At 73.7% G+C, this 16,334-nt stretch carries 15 protein-coding genes; 7 read left to right on the top strand and 8 right to left on the bottom strand.

What is annotated here, in order from left to right; translation table 11 throughout:
• Nucleotides 1-20: 20 nt before the first annotated feature.
• Nucleotides 21-1,439: a HEAT repeat domain-containing protein gene (locus tag FGW31_RS29395; protein ID WP_142196577.1), complete on the bottom strand. Its 1,419-nt coding sequence runs from the start codon at nucleotides 1,437-1,439 to the stop codon at nucleotides 21-23.
• A 299-nt stretch (nucleotides 1,440-1,738) separates the two neighbouring features.
• Nucleotides 1,739-2,131 carry an ankyrin repeat domain-containing protein gene (locus tag FGW31_RS29390; protein ID WP_142196576.1) on the bottom strand — a complete coding sequence of 131 codons (393 nt, stop codon included), beginning with the start codon at nucleotides 2,129-2,131 and terminating at the stop codon, nucleotides 1,739-1,741.
• Between the two features lie 270 nt (nucleotides 2,132-2,401).
• Here FGW31_RS29390 and FGW31_RS29385 point away from each other — a divergent pair, with 270 nt between their 5' ends.
• Both FGW31_RS29385 and FGW31_RS29380 read left to right on the top strand, forming a co-directional pair.
• Complete coding sequence (locus FGW31_RS29385) at nucleotides 2,402-2,596, top strand: hypothetical protein (RefSeq protein WP_030867896.1); 195 nt, start codon at nucleotides 2,402-2,404, stop codon at nucleotides 2,594-2,596.
• Between the two features lie 49 nt (nucleotides 2,597-2,645).
• A complete protein-coding gene (locus tag FGW31_RS29380; RefSeq protein ID WP_142196575.1) occupies nucleotides 2,646-4,391 on the top strand; it encodes an ATP-binding cassette domain-containing protein in 1,746 nt (581 codons plus the stop codon).
• A 91-nt stretch (nucleotides 4,392-4,482) separates the two neighbouring features.
• On the opposite strand, the gene FGW31_RS29375 is transcribed toward FGW31_RS29380, so the two are convergent.
• The gene (locus tag FGW31_RS29375) at nucleotides 4,483-5,982 is read right to left on the bottom strand and encodes an SCO1417 family PLP biosynthesis transcription factor (protein ID WP_142196574.1); all 1,500 of its coding nucleotides are present in this window, start codon (nucleotides 5,980-5,982) and stop codon (nucleotides 4,483-4,485) included.
• A 100-nt stretch (nucleotides 5,983-6,082) separates the two neighbouring features.
• Here FGW31_RS29375 and yczE point away from each other — a divergent pair, with 100 nt between their 5' ends.
• From yczE to FGW31_RS29355, 4 genes are all read left to right on the top strand, one after another.
• Entirely contained in the window at nucleotides 6,083-6,748 is a 666-nt protein-coding gene (yczE, locus tag FGW31_RS29370) for a membrane protein YczE (protein ID WP_142196573.1), read from the top strand.
• The gene (locus FGW31_RS29365; protein WP_142196572.1) at nucleotides 6,745-7,512 is read left to right on the top strand and encodes a glycerophosphodiester phosphodiesterase; all 768 of its coding nucleotides are present in this window, start codon (nucleotides 6,745-6,747) and stop codon (nucleotides 7,510-7,512) included. Before yczE ends, FGW31_RS29365 begins: the two co-directional genes overlap by 4 nt.
• A gap of 49 nt (nucleotides 7,513-7,561) precedes the next feature.
• A complete protein-coding gene (locus FGW31_RS29360; RefSeq protein WP_142196571.1) occupies nucleotides 7,562-8,908 on the top strand; it encodes an MFS transporter in 1,347 nt (448 codons plus the stop codon).
• A 277-nt stretch (nucleotides 8,909-9,185) separates the two neighbouring features.
• Nucleotides 9,186-9,560, top strand: coding sequence for an RNA polymerase-binding protein RbpA (locus FGW31_RS29355; protein ID WP_003977404.1), 375 nt, complete (start codon nucleotides 9,186-9,188; stop codon nucleotides 9,558-9,560).
• Between the two features lie 132 nt (nucleotides 9,561-9,692).
• On the opposite strand, the gene fxsA is transcribed toward FGW31_RS29355, so the two are convergent.
• The 4 genes from fxsA to FGW31_RS29335 all read right to left on the bottom strand — a co-directional run bounded on the left by fxsA (nucleotide 9,693) and on the right by FGW31_RS29335 (nucleotide 13,961).
• Nucleotides 9,693-10,274, bottom strand: a complete 582-nt coding sequence (gene fxsA, locus FGW31_RS29350; RefSeq protein WP_142196570.1) for an FxsA family membrane protein — start codon at nucleotides 10,272-10,274, stop codon at nucleotides 9,693-9,695.
• Nucleotides 10,275-10,327: 53 nt separating this feature from the next.
• The gene (locus tag FGW31_RS29345) at nucleotides 10,328-11,134 is read right to left on the bottom strand and encodes a polyprenol monophosphomannose synthase (RefSeq protein WP_142196569.1); all 807 of its coding nucleotides are present in this window, start codon (nucleotides 11,132-11,134) and stop codon (nucleotides 10,328-10,330) included.
• Between the two features lie 715 nt (nucleotides 11,135-11,849).
• Nucleotides 11,850-13,454: an amidohydrolase gene (locus FGW31_RS29340; protein WP_142196568.1), complete on the bottom strand. Its 1,605-nt coding sequence runs from the start codon at nucleotides 13,452-13,454 to the stop codon at nucleotides 11,850-11,852.
• A 66-nt stretch (nucleotides 13,455-13,520) separates the two neighbouring features.
• A complete protein-coding gene (locus tag FGW31_RS29335; RefSeq protein WP_142196567.1) occupies nucleotides 13,521-13,961 on the bottom strand; it encodes an Lrp/AsnC family transcriptional regulator in 441 nt (146 codons plus the stop codon).
• A gap of 288 nt (nucleotides 13,962-14,249) precedes the next feature.
• On the opposite strand from FGW31_RS29335, the gene FGW31_RS29330 reads away from it, so the two are divergent.
• A complete protein-coding gene (locus FGW31_RS29330; protein ID WP_142196566.1) occupies nucleotides 14,250-14,684 on the top strand; it encodes a hypothetical protein in 435 nt (144 codons plus the stop codon).
• Between the two features lie 363 nt (nucleotides 14,685-15,047).
• On the opposite strand, the gene FGW31_RS29320 is transcribed toward FGW31_RS29330, so the two are convergent.
• Nucleotides 15,048-16,220, bottom strand: coding sequence for an acyl-CoA dehydrogenase family protein (locus FGW31_RS29320; RefSeq protein WP_142196564.1), 1,173 nt, complete (start codon nucleotides 16,218-16,220; stop codon nucleotides 15,048-15,050).
• Nucleotides 16,221-16,334 lie beyond the last annotated feature (114 nt).

The raw sequence follows: 16,334 nt of genomic DNA, 5'->3' as shown, positions 1-16,334 counted from the left end.
CGCCGCCGTGCGCGGGCGCGTCACACAGCGGTCTCCTCGGGGCCGATGCGGCTGCGCACGGCGGTCTGCACCTCGGCCTCCTCGGCCGGGTCGGCGGCGAGCCGGCGCAGCCGCTCGACGACGCGGGTGTCCCCGGTCTCGGCGTGCCGGGCGGCGATCTCGCGGGTGGTCTCCTCGCAGTCCCACAGGCATTCGACGGCGAAGCCGGTGCCGAAGGAGGGGTCGGTGGCGGCGAGCGCGCGGGCGGCGCGGCCCCGCAGGTGGGAGGAGGCGGTCTCGCGGTAGACGTGGCGGAGCACGGGGGCGGCGCAGGCGATGCCGAGGCGCCCGGCGCCGTCGACCAGGGTCCACAGGGTGGGCGCGTCGGGCCCTTCGCCGCGTACGGCCTCCCGGAGCGCCGCGAGGACCGCGTCCCGGTCCTGGATGCCGCCCCGGCAGGCGAGGACGCGGCCGGCGGCGGCGCCCAGCGGGTCGGGGCGGCGGGCCCAGCCGCGCGCCCGGTCGACGGCGGCGAGAGTGCGCATCCGCTCGAAGGCGTCGACGGCGGCGTCCACGACGCCGGACGTGCCGGTGGCCACGGCGGCCTCGATCAGCTCCAGGGCGTCGGGATCGTTGCTGTCGGCGAGGTAGCGCAGGGCGGTGCACCGGGCTCCCTCGGTGCCGTCCTGCGCGGCGCGGACGATCTCGGCGCGGTCCTCGGGGCCCGCCACGGCGGTGAGACATCGGGCGGCGGGGACGTGCAGGGCGGCGCCGCGTTCGACGCCCTGCTGGGCCCACTCGAAGACGGCTTGGACGCTCCAGCCGGGGCGGGGGCCGCCGGGGCGCATCTGCCGCTGCCAGCGGTCGAAGCTGCCGGCCTCCTGGGCGGCGCGGACGCGGGCGGCGACGGACTCGCGGGGATCGTCGGCCCACAGCCGCCAGGGGCGTGGTTCGAAGGCGTCGCGGACGGTGGCGGCCAGTTCCGCTTCGCCTTCGGCGTCGGTGGCGAACCGCGCGAGGACCGGGGTGGCGAGGGCGCGCAGGCCCGCGTCGTCGTCCCGGAGGGCGAGCTCGTCGAGGGCCCAGGCCCAGTTGGTGCCGTGGGCGGCGTACCGGCGCAGCAGGGCGAGGGCGTCCCGCCTGCCGTAGGAGGCGAGGTGTCCGAGGACGGCGAGGGCGAGCCCGGTGCGTGACTCGTCGGTGTCGAGCACGTCCTCGGGGTCGAAGAGGTGCGCCTCGATGGCGTCGAGTCCGCCGTGCAGGTCGAGGTAGAGGCGGGCGTAGTAGAGGGAGCGGTTCTCCAGCTGCCAGTCGTGGCGCGGATCGCGGAGCACGCAGTGGTTGAGCGCCGCGAGCGCCTCTGCCCGCGGGGCGGTGAGCGCGTGCAGCGTACCGTCGCCGCGGCCCCGCTGGAGCAGGCCGAGCAGCGTGCCGCTGGGCGCTATGACCGGATCGAACATGGGAAACAGCCTCACATCAAGCGTCGACGCAACCGGGGACGTGCATTACCTGGCCGCGTGACGACACGTCGGTGCGCCCGCCGTTTCCTGCTTGCTGTAGACCATCTCACTCTGCCTCTCGTCGGTGGCCCATGCGGACCGATCACGGCCCGCGCGGTGCGGCAACACCTGCCCAGCCATCGCGTCCGTGAATCACTTCGTCATGATGACCCGCCGGTCACTTCTCCCGCGACCGAAATTTCGGCGGCCCGGTACCGCCTCCCCCGTTTTCCGTGTCTTCGCTGGTCAGAGCGTGTCGCTCAGTGCTCGCCGAAGAGCTCGAGCAGTTCCGCCCGACCGAACATCCGGGCCGTGTCGACGGCCGAGGGAGTGCCGGCGGACGGATCGGCGCCGCCTTTCAGGAGGGCCTTGATCACTTCGGTCTCGCCCTTGAAGACCGCTCCGGCGAGTGGTGTCTGGCCGCGGTCGTTGACGCGGTCGGCGTCGGCGCCGCGCTCCAGCAGCGCGCGCACCGCGTCGGCGTGGCCGTGGTAGGCGGCGAGCATCACGAGCGAGTCGCCGCGGTCGTTGGTGAGGTCGGCCGGCACGCCCGCGTCGACATAGGCCACGAGCTCGTCGGTCCGGCCGCGCCGGGCCAGATCGAAGATCTTGGTCGCCAGCTCCACGACCTCGGGGTCGGGGGCGTCAGTCATCGGCCGGACCACCTCTCACTTCACATGCACCTGCCGGGTGCACCGGGGGACGGGACGTACGTCTGCGAGCGGTGCAGATCCGTACGGGTGAATCGCCAGCGTACTGGCTCGCGCGGCACATGACCCGATGCGCCCGAGGTAAGGATCACGGCAGGCCCGTCCGAGGGGAAATGCCGAGAAAACACCCAGTTGCACCTTTTATCGTATAGATACATTCTGTGAGCCTGGAAGTACTCATGGTGACTGTCCCCGCGAACCAGGAGAACTCACATGATCGTCTCGATCTCATGCGTGGTGCTGCTCGGCATCGTCGTCTTCATCTTCTTCCGCAAGGACGGGCTGAAGGCGTCGCACGCCCTGGTGGCGATGCTGTTCGGCTTCTATCTGGCCAGCACGGCCATCGCACCCAGCATCAAGGCGGGCGGCGAGAGCCTGGCCGGCCTGCTGGGCGGGTTCAAGTTCTGATCCGCCCGACCCCGCCCCGCCCGCCCGTACGCACCACCAGGAGGCAGCAGTGGCCCGGCGCCCTCTCCCCCGCATTCTGAGCAACGGCAGCGCACAGCTCGCCCGGAGCCGGGAGCTGGCCAGGACGGCGGCCGACAGCGCCACGGATGTCCTCCACCCGCTGATCACCATAACGCGTGGACTGCGCCGGCTGGCCTCGGCCGGGCGGCGCAGATGGGCCGCCACGCCCAAGGACCGGCGCGGCACGCTGCTCTTCGCGATGGCCTCGCTCGTGCTGGTCGTGGCGCTGGCGCCGTACGGTCCGCTGCTCGCCGTCGTCACGCTGATGGCGGCGGCGGCGTGGCAGGGCCGGGACCGCACCCCGCGGGCGCCCGAGGGGCCCGACGGGCCGCAGGCCGAGCGGCTGAAGTCGCTCTACGAGGCGCTGGTGCCGTACTTCTCGACCGCCGAGGACCCCGAACCGCTCTTCGCCCACGGCGGCGACTGGCAGAAGGCCTTCTCGGAGTACGCGTTCGACGACACGGGCCGCATCACGGAGCTGGTGATCCGCTACCCCGCCTACTTCACCGACGGCGAACCGGAGTCCCGGGCCCGGATCGAGCACCTGCTCAGCGCGAAGTCGGGACGCGGCCGCGAGTACCACTTCGGGTGGGACGAGGAGGGCAACCGGCTCACGGTGCGGGTCCTCGCCCCGCTGCCCACCGACATCGCCGCCCAGCCGTTCGTCACGGCCCCCGGCGAGACGGTCCTCGGCTTCACCGACCCCACCCGGGTGCAGCGGACGCTGCCGCTCACCCACGGCGCCCACGGCGAGGAGCGGCGCGACGTCCCGCCGGTGGTCTGGCGCACCGGCGTCCGCTCGACCGAGCCGCATCTGCTGGTGCTCGGGCAGCCGGGCAGCGGCACCTCGACGCTGCTGCGTTCCATCGCCCTGCAGGCCCTCCACCACGGCGACGTGGTGATCGTCGACGGCGGCGACACCGGCGAGTACGCCTGCCTGACCGGCCGGGACGGGGTGCTCGCCGTCGAGTGCGGGCTGACCGGGGCGACGACGAGCCTGGAGTGGGCGGCGCACGAGACGGAGCGGCGGCTGATCGCCGCCAACCGCGCCCATCAGGCGGGCGATCCGCCGCCGGAGGACACCAGGCGCCCGCTGTGGCTCCTGCTGGACCGGCCCACCGCGTTCACGCACCTGGCCGCGGCGGACGGGCGCAAGGACCCGCAGTCGCTGCTCCAGGTGCCGCTGCGGCACGGCCGCCCGGCGAACGTGACGGTGGTCGTCGCCGATCAGCTCGACTGCTTCGAGGCCCTCGCCGAACCGGTGCGGCAGCACACGCGCGCGCGGGTCGTCCTCGGCGCCGCGACGGCGGAGCAGCTGACGGCGGTGCTGGGGGCTCCGCCGCACACCACGCCCGTCGACCAGGTGCCGCCGGGCCGCGGCTACGCCCGGCTGGGCGCGGGTCCCGTGCACCGCCTCCAGGTGCCGGCGACGCCGGACCCGTACGACGACGCGACCAGCGACGCCCACCGGCAGGCGGTCCTGGACCTGCTGCCGCCGCGGACGACACCGGCGGACGAGGAGCCGCAGCGGCTGGAGCCGGAACCGGCGGAGCCGGTGACGCGCCCGGTGTTCGTCAGCCTGGACAAGGCGTCGACACGGAAGGCGCCCGTGGTGCCGGTGGCCGCAGGGACCGAGGCGCCCGCCGAAGAGGGACCCGCGGACGAGGTCTCCGCGACGGCCGCGTCCAAGGAGCCCGTGCCCGCGGAGGCCGCGGTCGCGGAGTCCTCCTCCTAGCTGCATCGATCCCGCACGACCGGCGCAGCGCCGCACAGCCGGCCCCGCACGGACGGCGCCGCGCCGCACAGCCGGCCCCGGACGGCCGGCGCTAGGCCACGAAGGTCCGCGGCGCCTCCGCCCCCGACGTCCCGCCGGTCTCCACCAGCCGGGCCGCCGCGGCCAGCCGCACCGCCGCCTCCTCGGCCACGGCACCACCCACGGTGAACGGCAGCCGCACATACCCCTCGAACGCCCCGTCGACCCCGAAGCGCGGCCCGGACGGCACCCGTACGCCGACCCGCTCGCCCGCCTCGGCGAGCCGCGAGCCGGAGAGGCCCCCGGTGCGCACCCACAGCGTGAGCCCGCCGCGCGGTACCTCGAACTCCCAGTCGGGCAGCTCCCGCCGCACGGCGCGCACCAGCTCGTCCCGGTTCTGCCGGGCCTGGGTGCGCCGCACCTCCACCGCCTGCTCCCAGCCGCCGGTGCCGAACAGCCAGTTCACGGCGAGCTGCTCCAGTACGGGCGTGCCCAGGTCGGCGTACGCGCGTGCGGCGACGAGGCTGCGGATCACGTCCGGTGCCGCGCGCACCCAGCCGATGCGCATCCCGGCCCAGAACGCCTTGCTGGCCGAGCCGACCGTGACCACGGTGGAGCCGGCCGGGTCGAAGGCGCACACCGGGCGCGGCATCCGCACGTCGGGGTCGAGCCACAGCTCGCTCATGGTCTCGTCGGCGACCAGCACCGTGCCCGCCGAGCGCGCCGCGTCGACCAGGCGGCGCCGCTGGTCGTCGTCGGCGAGGGCGCCGGTCGGGTTGTGGAAGTCGGCCACTACGTAGGCGATGCGCGGCGCCGCCTCGCGCAGCACCTGGCGCCAGCGGTCCAGGTCCCAGCCGGACAGCCCCTCCGCCATGGCCACGGGCACCAGCCGGGCCCCGGCCTCCCGCATCAGCTGGAGGATGTTGGCGTAGGAGGGCGACTCGACGGCGATGCGCTCCCCGCGCCCGCCGAAGAGGTGGCAGATGGCGTCGATGGCGCCCATGGCGCCCGTCGTCACCATGATCTGCTCGGGCATGGTCGGTATGCCCCGCGCGGTGTAGCGCTCGGCGATCATCGAGCGCAGCGCGGGCAGCCCGGCGGGATAGTCGCCGTGGGTGTGCGCGTACGGCGGCAGCTCCTCCAGGGCGCCCTGGACGGCACGGGTCAGCCAGGGCTCGGGCGCGGGCAGGGCGGCGCAGCCGAGATCGATCAGCGAGCCGAGGGCCTCGGGCGGCAGCGGTTCCAGCCCGCGTGCGGGCAGCGGATTGCCGGCCGGGACCGCGGTCCAGCTGCCGGCGCCGCGCCGCGACTCCAGGAACCCCTCGGTGCGCAGCGCCTCGTAGGCGGCGGCGACGGTGGTGCGGCTCACGGACAGCGACAGGGCCAGTTCGCGCTCGGCGGGCAGCCGCGCGGCGACCGGCACCCGTCCTTCGAGCACGAGCAGGCGGATGCCGTCGGCGAGGGCGCGGTAGGCGGGCGGGCGGCGGGTGCCGGGGCCGGCGGGCCGGTCCTGCTGGGACTTGAGCAGCCGGGCGAGCTGCGCCGCGCCCACCGCGGAGGTCCACTGCGCCATGAGAATCAGTCCACCTTCCCCTGATTGGCCATGGATGACATCGGCGGCCAAGCCACAGGGTGTCATGCATCGGTCCACTTCCACCACCAGGGGGCACTCCATGGCCAGGTTCTCGTCCCGGCACGACCGTCTCGCGCGGCGGCTGTTCCAGCTGTACGCCGGACTGGTGCTGTACGGCGCGAGCTCGGCGCTGCTCGTGCGGTCGGGCCTCGGACTGGAGCCGTGGAACGTGCTGCACCAGGGCCTGTCCGAGCGGACGGGGCTGTCGATGGGGGTGGTGCTGACCGTGGTGGGCGCGGTGGTGCTGCTGCTGTGGATCCCGCTGCGTCAGCGCCCGGGGCTGGGCACGGTCTCCAACGTCCTGGTGATCGGCGCGGCGATGGACGCGACGCTCGCCGTGGTGCCGGACGCGCACGCTCCCGCCGTCCGCGTCCTGGCGATGGCGGCGGGGATCGTGCTGAACGGCGCGGCGACCGGGCTGTACATCGCGGCCCGCTTCGGAGCGGGGCCGCGCGACGGCCTGATGACGGGACTGAACCGGCGCACGGGCGTGTCGATCCGGCTGGTCCGTACCGCCATCGAGATCACGGTGGTGGTCACGGGCTTCCTCCTGGGCGGCACGGTCGGCATCGGCACCCTGCTGTACGCGGTGACGATCGGCCCGCTCGCGCAGCTGTTCCTGCGCATGTTCGCCGTTCGCCCGGCATCCGACGGCAGCACGGTCGTTGCCACCGGTCAACCCCGCCGGGCCATACTGCGTCCGTGACCTCGCGGATACGCCACCCCTACCTCGACCACCCCGGCCCGATCCCCTTCGCCCACCGGGGCGGGGCGGCGGACGGTCTGGAGAACACCGTCCGGCAGTTCCGGCGCGCCGTGGAGACCGGCTACCGGTACATCGAGACCGACGTCCACGCCACCCGCGACGGACGGCTGGTCGCCTTCCACGACGCGACCCTGGACCGGGTGACGGACGGCGCCGGCCGGATCGCCGACCTGCCGTGGCGTGAGGTGGCGCAGGCCCGCGTGGCGGGCGAGGAACCGGTCCCGCTGTTCGAGGAGCTCCTGGAGACCTTCCCCGAGGTCCGCTGGAACGTCGACGTGAAGGCCGAACCGGCCCTGCTGCCCTTCCTCGACCTCGTCGAGCGCACCGACTGCTGGGACCGGATCTGCCTCGGCTCGTTCTCCGAGGCCCGCATCGTGCGCGCGCAGCGGCTGGCGGGCCCCCGCCTGGCGACCTCGTACGGCACCCGGGGCGTGCTGAACCTGCGGCTGCGGTCCTGGGGGCTGCCCGCCACGGTGCGCCGGTCGGCCGTCGCCGCCCAGGTCCCTCAGGAGCAGTCCGGCATCCAGGTGGTGGACCACCGCTTCGTGCGGGCCGCGCACGCGCGCGGGCTGCAGGTACATGTATGGACGATCAACGAGGCGGATCGGATGCACCGGCTCCTGGACCTCGGTGTGGATGGCATCATGACCGATCACATCGACACACTGCGCAAGGTCATGGAGGACCGCGGCACCTGGGTCTGACGGCCCCTGCCCGTGCCCTGGCGCGATCACGGGGAAGCGAGGGGCACGGGTGGACACCGACACCGTGCGGTCGCCTGCGGGGGACGAGGCCGCCGAACGGCGGCGCGAGCAGCGCGGCTGGTACTTCTACGACTGGGCGTGCTCGGTGTACTCCACGAGCGTGCTCACCGTGTTCCTCGGCCCCTATCTGACGTCCGTGGCCGAGGCGGCGGCGGACGCGGACGGCTTCGTCCACCCGCTGGGCATACCCGTGCGGGCGGGGTCCTTCTTCGCGTACACGGTCTCCCTGTCGGTGGTGCTGGCCGTGCTGGTGATGCCGCTGGTGGGGGCCGCCGCCGACCGCACCGGGCGCAAGAAGCCGCTGCTCGCGGCCGCCGCCTACACCGGCGCCGCGGCCACGGCGGGGATGTTCTTCCTCGACGGCGAGCGCTATCTGCTGGGCGGGGCGCTGCTGGTGGTGGCCAACGCGGCGCAGTCCGTCGCGATGATGCTCTACAACTCCTACCTGCCGCAGATCGCCCCGCCCGAGGAGCGCGACGCGGTGTCCTCGCGCGGGTGGGCGTTCGGGTACGCGGCCGGGGCGCTGGTCCTGGTCGTGAACCTCGTCCTCTACACGGGCCACGACGACTTCGGCCTCTCCGAGGGCATGGCGGTGCGCATCTGCCTGGCCTCGGCCGGACTGTGGTGGGGCGCCTTCGCCCTGGTGCCGCTGCGCAGGCTGCGCGACCGCCGGGCCCCGGCGCGGGAGGCGGCCCTGCCGGGGTTCCGGCAGCTCGCGGCGACCGTCCGCGACATGCGCGGGCACCCGCTGACGCTCGCGTTCCTGCTCGCGTACCTGGTCTACAACGACGGCATCCAGACGGTGATCTCCCAGGCGTCGGTGTACGGCTCGGAGGAACTGGGGCTCGGGCAGTCGACGCTCATCGTCGCCGTGCTGCTGGTGCAGGTACTTGCGGTGGCGGGCGCGCTGGCCCTGGGCCGGCTGGCCCGGCGCTTCGGGGCCAAGCGCGCGATCCTCGGCTCCCTGGTGGCCTGGACCGTGACGCTGGCCGCCGGGTACTTCCTGCCCGCCGGGGCCCCGGTGTGGTTCTTCGTGCTGGCCGGCGGGATCGGCCTGGTCCTCGGCGGCAGCCAGGCGCTGTCCCGCTCGCTCTTCTCCCACCTCGTCCCGCCCGGCAAGGAGGCCGAGTACTTCGCGGCGTACGAGCTGAGCGACCGCGGGATGAGCTGGCTGGGACCGCTGCTGTTCGGCCTCACCTACCAGCTGACGGGCAGCTACCGGGACGCGATCATTTCCCTGGTGGGCTTCTTCGTGCTGGGATTCGTCCTGCTCGCGCGGGTGCCGGTGCGGCGGGCCGTGGCCGACGCGGGCAACCCGGTTCCCGAGCGGATTTAGCGCTCGGCACGAAAGGGCTGTAGTGTACGCGTTTGGCCTGCCAGGCGTACCGTTACTGCGCGTCAAAGATGCCGAAACGCTGTGCCATATCTGGGAGCAGATGTGACAAACCGGGCGCCGGTGGGTACTGCACTGGTTGACAAGGCTGCGGCTACGACGGCGCGCATGACCCGGAACGGGACACGGAACGGGAATCTTTACCGCCGACCGGACGTTGACCGGATGACGACGACAGCGACACCTGTCCTGTGGGCGACAAGCCCGGGAGGCACGATTCATGAGTGAGCGAGCTCTTCGCGGCACGCGCCTCGTGGTGACCAGCTACGAGACGGACCGCGGCATCGACCTGGCTCCGCGCCAGGCCGTGGAGTACGCATGCGAGAAGGGGCACCGCTTCGAGATGCCCTTCTCGGTCGAGGCGGAGATCCCGCCGGAGTGGGAGTGCAAGGTCTGCGGTGCCCAGGCACTCCTGGTGGACGGCGACGGCCCCGAGGAGAAGAAGGCCAAGCCCGCGCGTACGCATTGGGACATGCTGATGGAGCGGCGCACCCGAGAGGAACTCGAAGAGGTCCTCGAGGAGCGTCTCGCCGTTCTGCGCTCCGGTGCGATGAACATCGCGGTTCACCCCCGGGACAGCCGAAAGTCGGCTTGATCCCCGCGGGGACCTGGGCAGTACCACCACGCACAGCGGCAAGGACCGCGGGCGCCGTACACATGCGGCGCCCGCGGTCCTTGCCTTTTCCGTTGTCCGTGCGCCTTTTCCGGCGCCTCGTTCCGTAGCGTCTCAGCGCGTCAGCGGCGGGCGGGGATCCTGCGGGGCGTCGTCCGGCGCGCCCGAGGGTTCGTCCCGGACGACCTCGCCCTGGACGACCTTGCCGTCGGGCCGGCGGATGCGGGCCTGCTGGAAGGCGTCCCCGAGGGAGCCCTGCGCGGCCTCGCGCAGCTTGCGCTCGAAGGTCCGCTCGGCGTAGCGGCTCACGGCCTTCTGGACCGGCGGCACCAGCAGGAGCAGCCCCAGCGCGTCGGAGACGAGCCCGGGGATGATCAGCAGCAGCCCGCCCAGCATCGTCAGGCCGTTGCCCTCGCTGTTCGGCCGGGCCGCGGCGGTCACGCCGCCCTGCTGCTGTTGCAGCGTCTCGGTCAGGTTCCCGAAGGCCCGCCGGCCGGCCCGCTTGACGACCAGCGAGCCGAGGACCAGGCCGCCCACCAGGACCAGGAAGACCACCAGCCCGTTCGACGCCCCGGCGACCAGCGTGAGGAGCCAGATCTCCAGGACGAGCCACGCGGCGAAACCCAGCGGCAGGACGGTGCGCAGCCGGGAGCGCCGGGGCCGGACGGGGTGAGGGGTCTGAGCGCCAGTCGTCATGCTCCCAGTGTGCCTGGGCCCGGCTCAGCGGGGCATAAGGGGTGAGGCGGCGGTCAGGCCCCGGCCTGTTTGTCGTCGCCGCGGCCGAGGACCTTGCCGACCCGCTCCCCCACGCCCCACGCGGTCACCCGCCACAGCGCCTCCACGAGGATGTCGCGGCTCATCTTGGAGTCGCCGAGTTCGCGCTCGACGAAGGTGATGGGCACCTCGACGACGTGGTAGCCGGCCTTGACCGCACGGCGGGCCAGGTCGACCTGGAAGCAGTAGCCCTGCGAGGCCACGTCGTCCAGGCCGAGGCCCTCCAGGGTCTCGCGGCGGAAGGCCCGGAAGCCGCCGGTGATGTCGCGCAGCGGCAGGTCGAGGGCGACGCGCGAGTAGAGGCTGCCGCCGCGCGAGATGAACTCCCGGGACTTCGGCCAGTTCACCACCCGGCCGCCCGGCACCCAGCGCGAGCCGAGCACCAGGTCGGCGCCCTTGAGGGCGGTCAGCAGACGGGGCAGTTCCTCGGGCTGGTGGGAGCCGTCGGCGTCCATCTCGATCAGTACGCCGTAGCCGTGCTCCATGCCCCAGCGGAAGCCGGCGAGATAGGCCGCGCCCAGGCCCTCCTTGCCCTTGCGGTGCAGCACCTGGACGTGGTCGTCCACGGCGGCCAGTTCGTCGGCGAGCTTGCCGGTGCCGTCGGGGCTGTTGTCGTCGGCCACGAGGACGTGCGCCTCGGGAACGGCCTCGCGCACCCGGCCGACGATCGCCCCGATGTTCTCCGCCTCGTTGTAGGTCGGAATGATCACCAGAGCCGTGCCGAGCGGGCCGAAGTTCCTTCCCTGGGATCCTGCCGCGAGGGTCCCGTCGCCGTCGTTCACTGCTGCCCCTTCATGTCCTGTGCACAGGGTCCCACCATAGTGCTCCGGGCCTGCGATGACGTGACAGGACCTTCATATGGTGGTGTCGTTTCCCGAAGATCGGGTAGGAACAGGCCCCTTTCGGCGCGCGGCCCGGGCGGGCACCCCGGCGAAAGCCCCAACGGGCGGCTCCGGCCCGCGAGTTCACGGCGACGGGCTGCGAAACGGGCCGCGGCGCGAAACGCCGGGACTCAGGAGCTGACGTCGTGCGGCGGCGCCCCCCCGCCGGTGGACGCGTGCGGCCGGGGCGCCGGCGGGACGGCGCGCCGCAGCGGATGGGGGCCCGGCGCCCTTCGGGCCGGCCCGGGATCCGCCGGCTGCGGATCGACCTGAAGCCGTTGTCTACTGAGCGCCCGGGCCCCACCCGGGGTCGCACCTCCCCGACCGGCTGGAACGTCCCCCCGGTACCGCGCGGGCGCTGAGCCTGGCTCCCAGTGGCGGTGCCCCGGTGCGGCACACCGTCCCTGACCCAGCGGCGCCGACACGAGCGGCCGAAGGTTCTGCCCCGGTCGGGCGTCCGGTGGTGGACCCGGCCGAACCTACCGGCCCCCGGCGGCCGCCTGTCAACAGTCGTTTGACCTGCGTAATGTGGTTCGAATGCCTGGTCAGCGCGGAGGATCCGCAGGTCGCGAGACGGGGACGCGGCACCCGACCGGCACCGCGCCGCCCTCGTAGATCACTCGCCCGGCCGTACGAAGACGGTGCGGCCGCCGACCACGGTGCGCAGGCAGACGGGCAGGTCACGGCCCGGTGTGAGGTCGGGCAGGCCGGGGGTGCCGGAGCGGGGGTCGGTGGACCAGCGGGCCACCCGGTCGTCGGGGGCCTGGACGACGAGTTCACCGGCGCGCCAGACGGCGTAGTCCGCGGGTGCGCCGGGCACCAGGACGCCCGCGTCGTCGCGTCCGACCGCCCGCCAGCCGCCGCGCGTGTGCGCGGTGAACGCGGCCCGCACGGAGACGCGGTGCTCCGGGGTGCGGTGGAAGGCGGCGGCCCGGACCGTGCCCCAGGGGTCGAGGGGGGTGACGGGGCTGTCGGAGCCGAAGGCGAGCGGGACACCGGCGCGCAGCAGCGCCGCGAACGGGTTGAGCGAGCGGGCGCGCTCCGGGCCGAGGCGACGCGCGTACATACCGTCCTCGCCGCCCCACAGGGCGTCGAAGGCGGGCTGGACGGAGGCCGTCAGGCCGAGTTCGGCGAAGGCGGCGACGGTCTCGGGGGTGAGCATCTCGGCGTGCTCGACGCGGTGCCGGGCGGCGCGTACGCGGGCGAGGCCGACCTTCTCGGCGGCGGCGCGGATGCCGTCCACGACGGTGCTCACCGCGGCGTCGCCGATGGCGTGGAAGCCGGCCTGGAGACCGGCCTCGGTGCAGTTCACGACGTGGGCGGCGACGGCCGCGGCGTCCAGGTGCGCGGTGCCGGTGTGGCCGGCGTCGGCGTACGGCTCGTGCAGGCAGGCGGTGTGCGAGCCGAGGGCGCCGTCGGCGAACAGGTCCCCGGCGGCGCCGGCCGCGCCCAGTTCCCGTGCCTTGGCGACGTCCTGCTCGGCCCAGTAGCCGACGACGCGCGGGCCGGTCTCCTCGGCGGCGAGCCGCAGCAGGCCGGTGAAGTCGTCCTCGGAGGAGATCTCCGGTCCGCCGCACTCGTGGACCGTGCCGATGCCGAGGGAGGCGGCGTGGGCGAGGGCGGCGCGCTGGGCCTCGGTGCGCTGGGCCGGGGTGACGGCGGCGAGGGCGGCGGCGCGCACCGCGTGGTGGGCGTCGCCGGTGAGCGGGCCGTCGTCGCGGGCGTCCCGGTCCCCGACGAGGTCGAGCAGCGCGGTGGTGACGACCGCGGAGTGGACGTCGATCCGGCTGAGGTAGAGGGGGCGTCCGCCGGTGGCCTCGTCCAGTTCGGCGCGGGTCGGGGGGCGGCCGCCGGGCCAGCGGGCGGCGTCCCAGCCGTGCCCGAGCAGCACCCGGTCGCCGGGGCGGGCGGCGGCGAACTCCCGGACGCGGGCCAGCGCGGCCTCGAGCGAGGGCGCGGTGGACAGGTCCAGGCCGGTGAGGGCGAGGCCCGTGGCCGTGGTGTGCACGTGGGCGTCGGTGAAGGCCGGGGTGACCAGCGCCCCGTCGAGGTCGATCACCTCGTCCACGCCGTCCGCGAAGGCGTCGGCGGCACCCTCGGAGCCCACCCAGGCGACCTGGCCGCGCTCGACGACCATGGCGGTCGCGAAGGGGTCGGCGGGACTGTGGACCTCGCCGCGACGGAGCAGGACGGTGTGGGACGGGACGGCGCGTTCACTCATGTCCACAGTTTCGCGCGCCGCCCGGGCCGCCCCGCACCCAGGTCCGGCTCCGGCGCCGTCCCGGTGTCAGATGCGCGGCGGACGGGACTCGTACGGGGTGGACAGGACCACCGTCGTGCGGGTGGAGACGCCGGCCAGGGAGCGGACGCGGGCGAGGAGTTCCTCCAGTTCGTGCGGTGTGGACACGCGCACCTTGAGGATGTAGTTCTCGTCGCCCGCGACGCTGTGGCAGGCCTCGATCTCGGGGACGCCGGCGAGGCGGTCCGCGATGTCGTCGGGAGCGCTGGGGTCGAAGGGTTTGACCGAGATGAAGGCGGTCATGGGCAGACCGACGGCCTCCGGGTCGACGACCGCGGCATAGCCGCGGATGACGCCGCGCTGTTCCAGCCGGCGCACCCGCTGGTGCACGGCCGACGTGGACAGGCCCGTGGCCTTGCCCAGGTCGGTGTAGCTCATCCGCCCGTCCTTGACGAGCAGCTGCACGATCTGTCGGTCCAGCTCCTCCATGGCAAGAACCTACCGTGCGTGTGATCTCCGCGGATACCTGAGCCGCCCAGGTCATTCCCGGTTCGTGACGTACCGGGCCCGGTGCCCGGTTCGTCGCGTCCGGGTCCGCGGCGCCCGGCCCGGGCCCGCGCCCGCCCGCAGGGCACCTGCGGACGGCATGTGACGAACGCCACAAGCTTTGGGCGGTCTCCGTGATGTTCTCGTGATTACCCCGGATTGGGGACGGGAAGTGCTTGCTGTGGTCGAGGCCGCAGTGCCTTCACGGCCCAGCCCGAGGGGGAGAACCCAATGCAGAGTCTTAAGCGCCTTGGTCGTACCACGTCCAAGCGGCAGCAGCCGGTCGTCGAGTCCGAGCCGGAGTACGTCGAACCCGACGTTCCGGACGAGGAGTTGGACGCGTACGACACCTTCGAGATGTACCGGGTCGTGTGCCCGGACTGCGCGCAGCCCATCGCCCTGCTGGCGGACGAGGACGTCCTGCCGGAGCACGCGCTGTGCGCCTCGCCGTGGAACCCGTTCGGGCTCACCGTCTGCGCCGGCACCGGCCGCCGGGCCGCCGAGGCGCGGCCCGCGGACGAGTCCTTCACGCCCCAGGAGCAGGACACAGCCCTGCTGTTGACGCTCCCTCAGGGACTCGACTGGCGCACGCAGCCGTTCTCGCACGTCGGCGGTCCGGGCTCGCGCCCGATCAGGGTCCCGGTGATGCGGCGGCACGCCGCCTGAGCGGTCGCCGCCGCGCAGGCCCGGACGAGGGCGGCGTCCCGCGCCGCCCTCTCCTTCGTCGCCGTGGGTCCGCCGTACGGGACGGCCGCGAACGCACGGCCTATTCCGGCGGTCGGTGACCCGCCCGGCCGCTTCCGCGTTGCCCGGGTATGACGACCCCCACGTACTCGACGACCGGGCGTCAGCGCCGAGTCCTCGTGCCGCCTCCGGTGGAGGTGGCCGTACCCGTGTCGCCCCCGCCCCCGGACCCGCCCATCTACCGCGACCTGATGCGGACCTGGGCCGACCGGGGCCGCACCCTGCCCGGCCGCCACGACCCGGAGTGGACGCGGCTCGCGGCACCCTGGCGCGGACTGGGCCAGTTCAGCGTGTCTCCGGCCCCGCGAGGTGGCGGGCGATGACCATGCGCTGGATCTGATTGGTGCCCTCGACGATCTGCAGGACCTTGGCCTCGCGCATGTAGCGCTCGGCGGGGAAGTCGGCGGTGTAGCCGTAGCCGCCGAGGATCTGCACGGCGTCGGTGGTGACCCGCATCGCGGTGTCGGTGCAGTGCAGCTTCGCCATGGCCGCCTGCCGGGCGAACGGGCGTCCCGCGTCGCGCAGTCGGGCCGCCGCCAGGTACAGCGCGCGTCCGGCCTCGATCTGCGTGGCCATGTCGGCGAGCATGAAGCGCAGCCCCTGGAAGTCGGCGATCGGCCGGCCGAACTGCCGCCGCTCGACCGCGTATCCGACCGCCTGGTCGAGTGCAGCCTGGGCCAGGCCGATCGCGCAGGCGGCGATGCCGAGCCGGCCGCCGTCCAGTGCCGACAGGGCGATCGCGAAGCCCTGCCCCTCCTCGCCGATGCGCCGCGCGTCGGGCACCCGGACGCCGTCGAAGTGGACCTGGGCGGTGGGCGAGCCCTTCATGCCCATCTTCTTCTCCGGCGCGGCGGCGCTCAGGCCCTCCGCGTCCGCGGGCACGAGGAACGCGGTGATGCCGCGCGGGCCTTCCACGCCGGTGCGGGCCATCACGGTGTAGAAGTCGGCGACGCCGCCGTGGGTGATCCAGGCCTTGGTGCCGGTGATCACCCAGTCGTCGCCGTCCCGCACCGCCCTGGTGCGCAGGGATGCGGCGTCCGAGCCGGAGGACGGCTCCGAGAGGCAGTAGGCGCCGAGCAGGCCGCCGCCGAGCATCGCGGGCAGGTGCTCGGCCTGCTGTTCCTTGGACCCGTGGGTGGCGAGGGCGTAGGAGGCGAGGGTGTGCACGCTGACGCCGAGGCCGACGGTGAGGCGGGCCGCGGCGAGCTCTTCGAGGACCTGGAGGTAGACCTCGTACGGCTGGTCGCCGCCGCCGTACTCGGCGTCGTAGGGCAGCCCGAGGAGGCCTGACTCGGAGAGGAGGGTGAACAGTTCGCGCGGGAAGCGTCCGGCGTCCTCCTCCTCGGCCGCCCCGGGGGCGATCTCGCGCTGCGCGATGTCGCGGACGAGCGAGATCAGGTCCCGGGCCTCGTCCGTGGGCAGTTGCCGGTCCACCGGCTGCGGGGCGCGGTCGGGCATGGCGCGCTCTCCTCCCTGTTCGGGCACATCGGCGTGCGCCTTGGGTGGGGGCTGCTCCGCCGGGGTCGTGTCGGTGCGTGGCCGATGCTCGCACTTCCGGGTCTCGGAAGCTGC

This window comes from Streptomyces calvus (assembly GCF_006782915.1).
GTDB classification, from domain to species: domain Bacteria; phylum Actinomycetota; class Actinomycetes; order Streptomycetales; family Streptomycetaceae; genus Streptomyces; species Streptomyces calvus.
This window is presented reverse-complemented; position numbering and strand designations above follow the sequence as displayed.

Bases quoted from the DNA above. Each gene is read 5' to 3' on its own strand.
- FGW31_RS29395 (WP_142196577.1), bottom strand. From the start codon at position 1,439: ATGTTCGATCCGGTCATAGCGCCCAGCGGCACGCTGCTCGGCCTGCTC.
- FGW31_RS29390 (WP_142196576.1), bottom strand. From the start codon at position 2,131: ATGACTGACGCCCCCGACCCCGAGGTCGTGGAGCTGGCGACCAAGATC.
- FGW31_RS29385 (WP_030867896.1), top strand. From the start codon at position 2,402: ATGATCGTCTCGATCTCATGCGTGGTGCTGCTCGGCATCGTCGTCTTC.
- FGW31_RS29375 (WP_142196574.1), bottom strand. From the start codon at position 5,982: ATGGCGCAGTGGACCTCCGCGGTGGGCGCGGCGCAGCTCGCCCGGCTG.
- yczE (WP_142196573.1), top strand. From the start codon at position 6,083: ATGGCCAGGTTCTCGTCCCGGCACGACCGTCTCGCGCGGCGGCTGTTC.
- FGW31_RS29355 (WP_003977404.1), top strand. From the start codon at position 9,186: ATGAGTGAGCGAGCTCTTCGCGGCACGCGCCTCGTGGTGACCAGCTAC.
- fxsA (WP_142196570.1), bottom strand. From the start codon at position 10,274: ATGACGACTGGCGCTCAGACCCCTCACCCCGTCCGGCCCCGGCGCTCC.
- FGW31_RS29340 (WP_142196568.1), bottom strand. From the start codon at position 13,454: ATGAGTGAACGCGCCGTCCCGTCCCACACCGTCCTGCTCCGTCGCGGC.
- FGW31_RS29335 (WP_142196567.1), bottom strand. From the start codon at position 13,961: ATGGAGGAGCTGGACCGACAGATCGTGCAGCTGCTCGTCAAGGACGGG.
- FGW31_RS29330 (WP_142196566.1), top strand. From the start codon at position 14,250: ATGCAGAGTCTTAAGCGCCTTGGTCGTACCACGTCCAAGCGGCAGCAG.
- FGW31_RS29320 (WP_142196564.1), bottom strand. From the start codon at position 16,220: ATGCCCGACCGCGCCCCGCAGCCGGTGGACCGGCAACTGCCCACGGAC.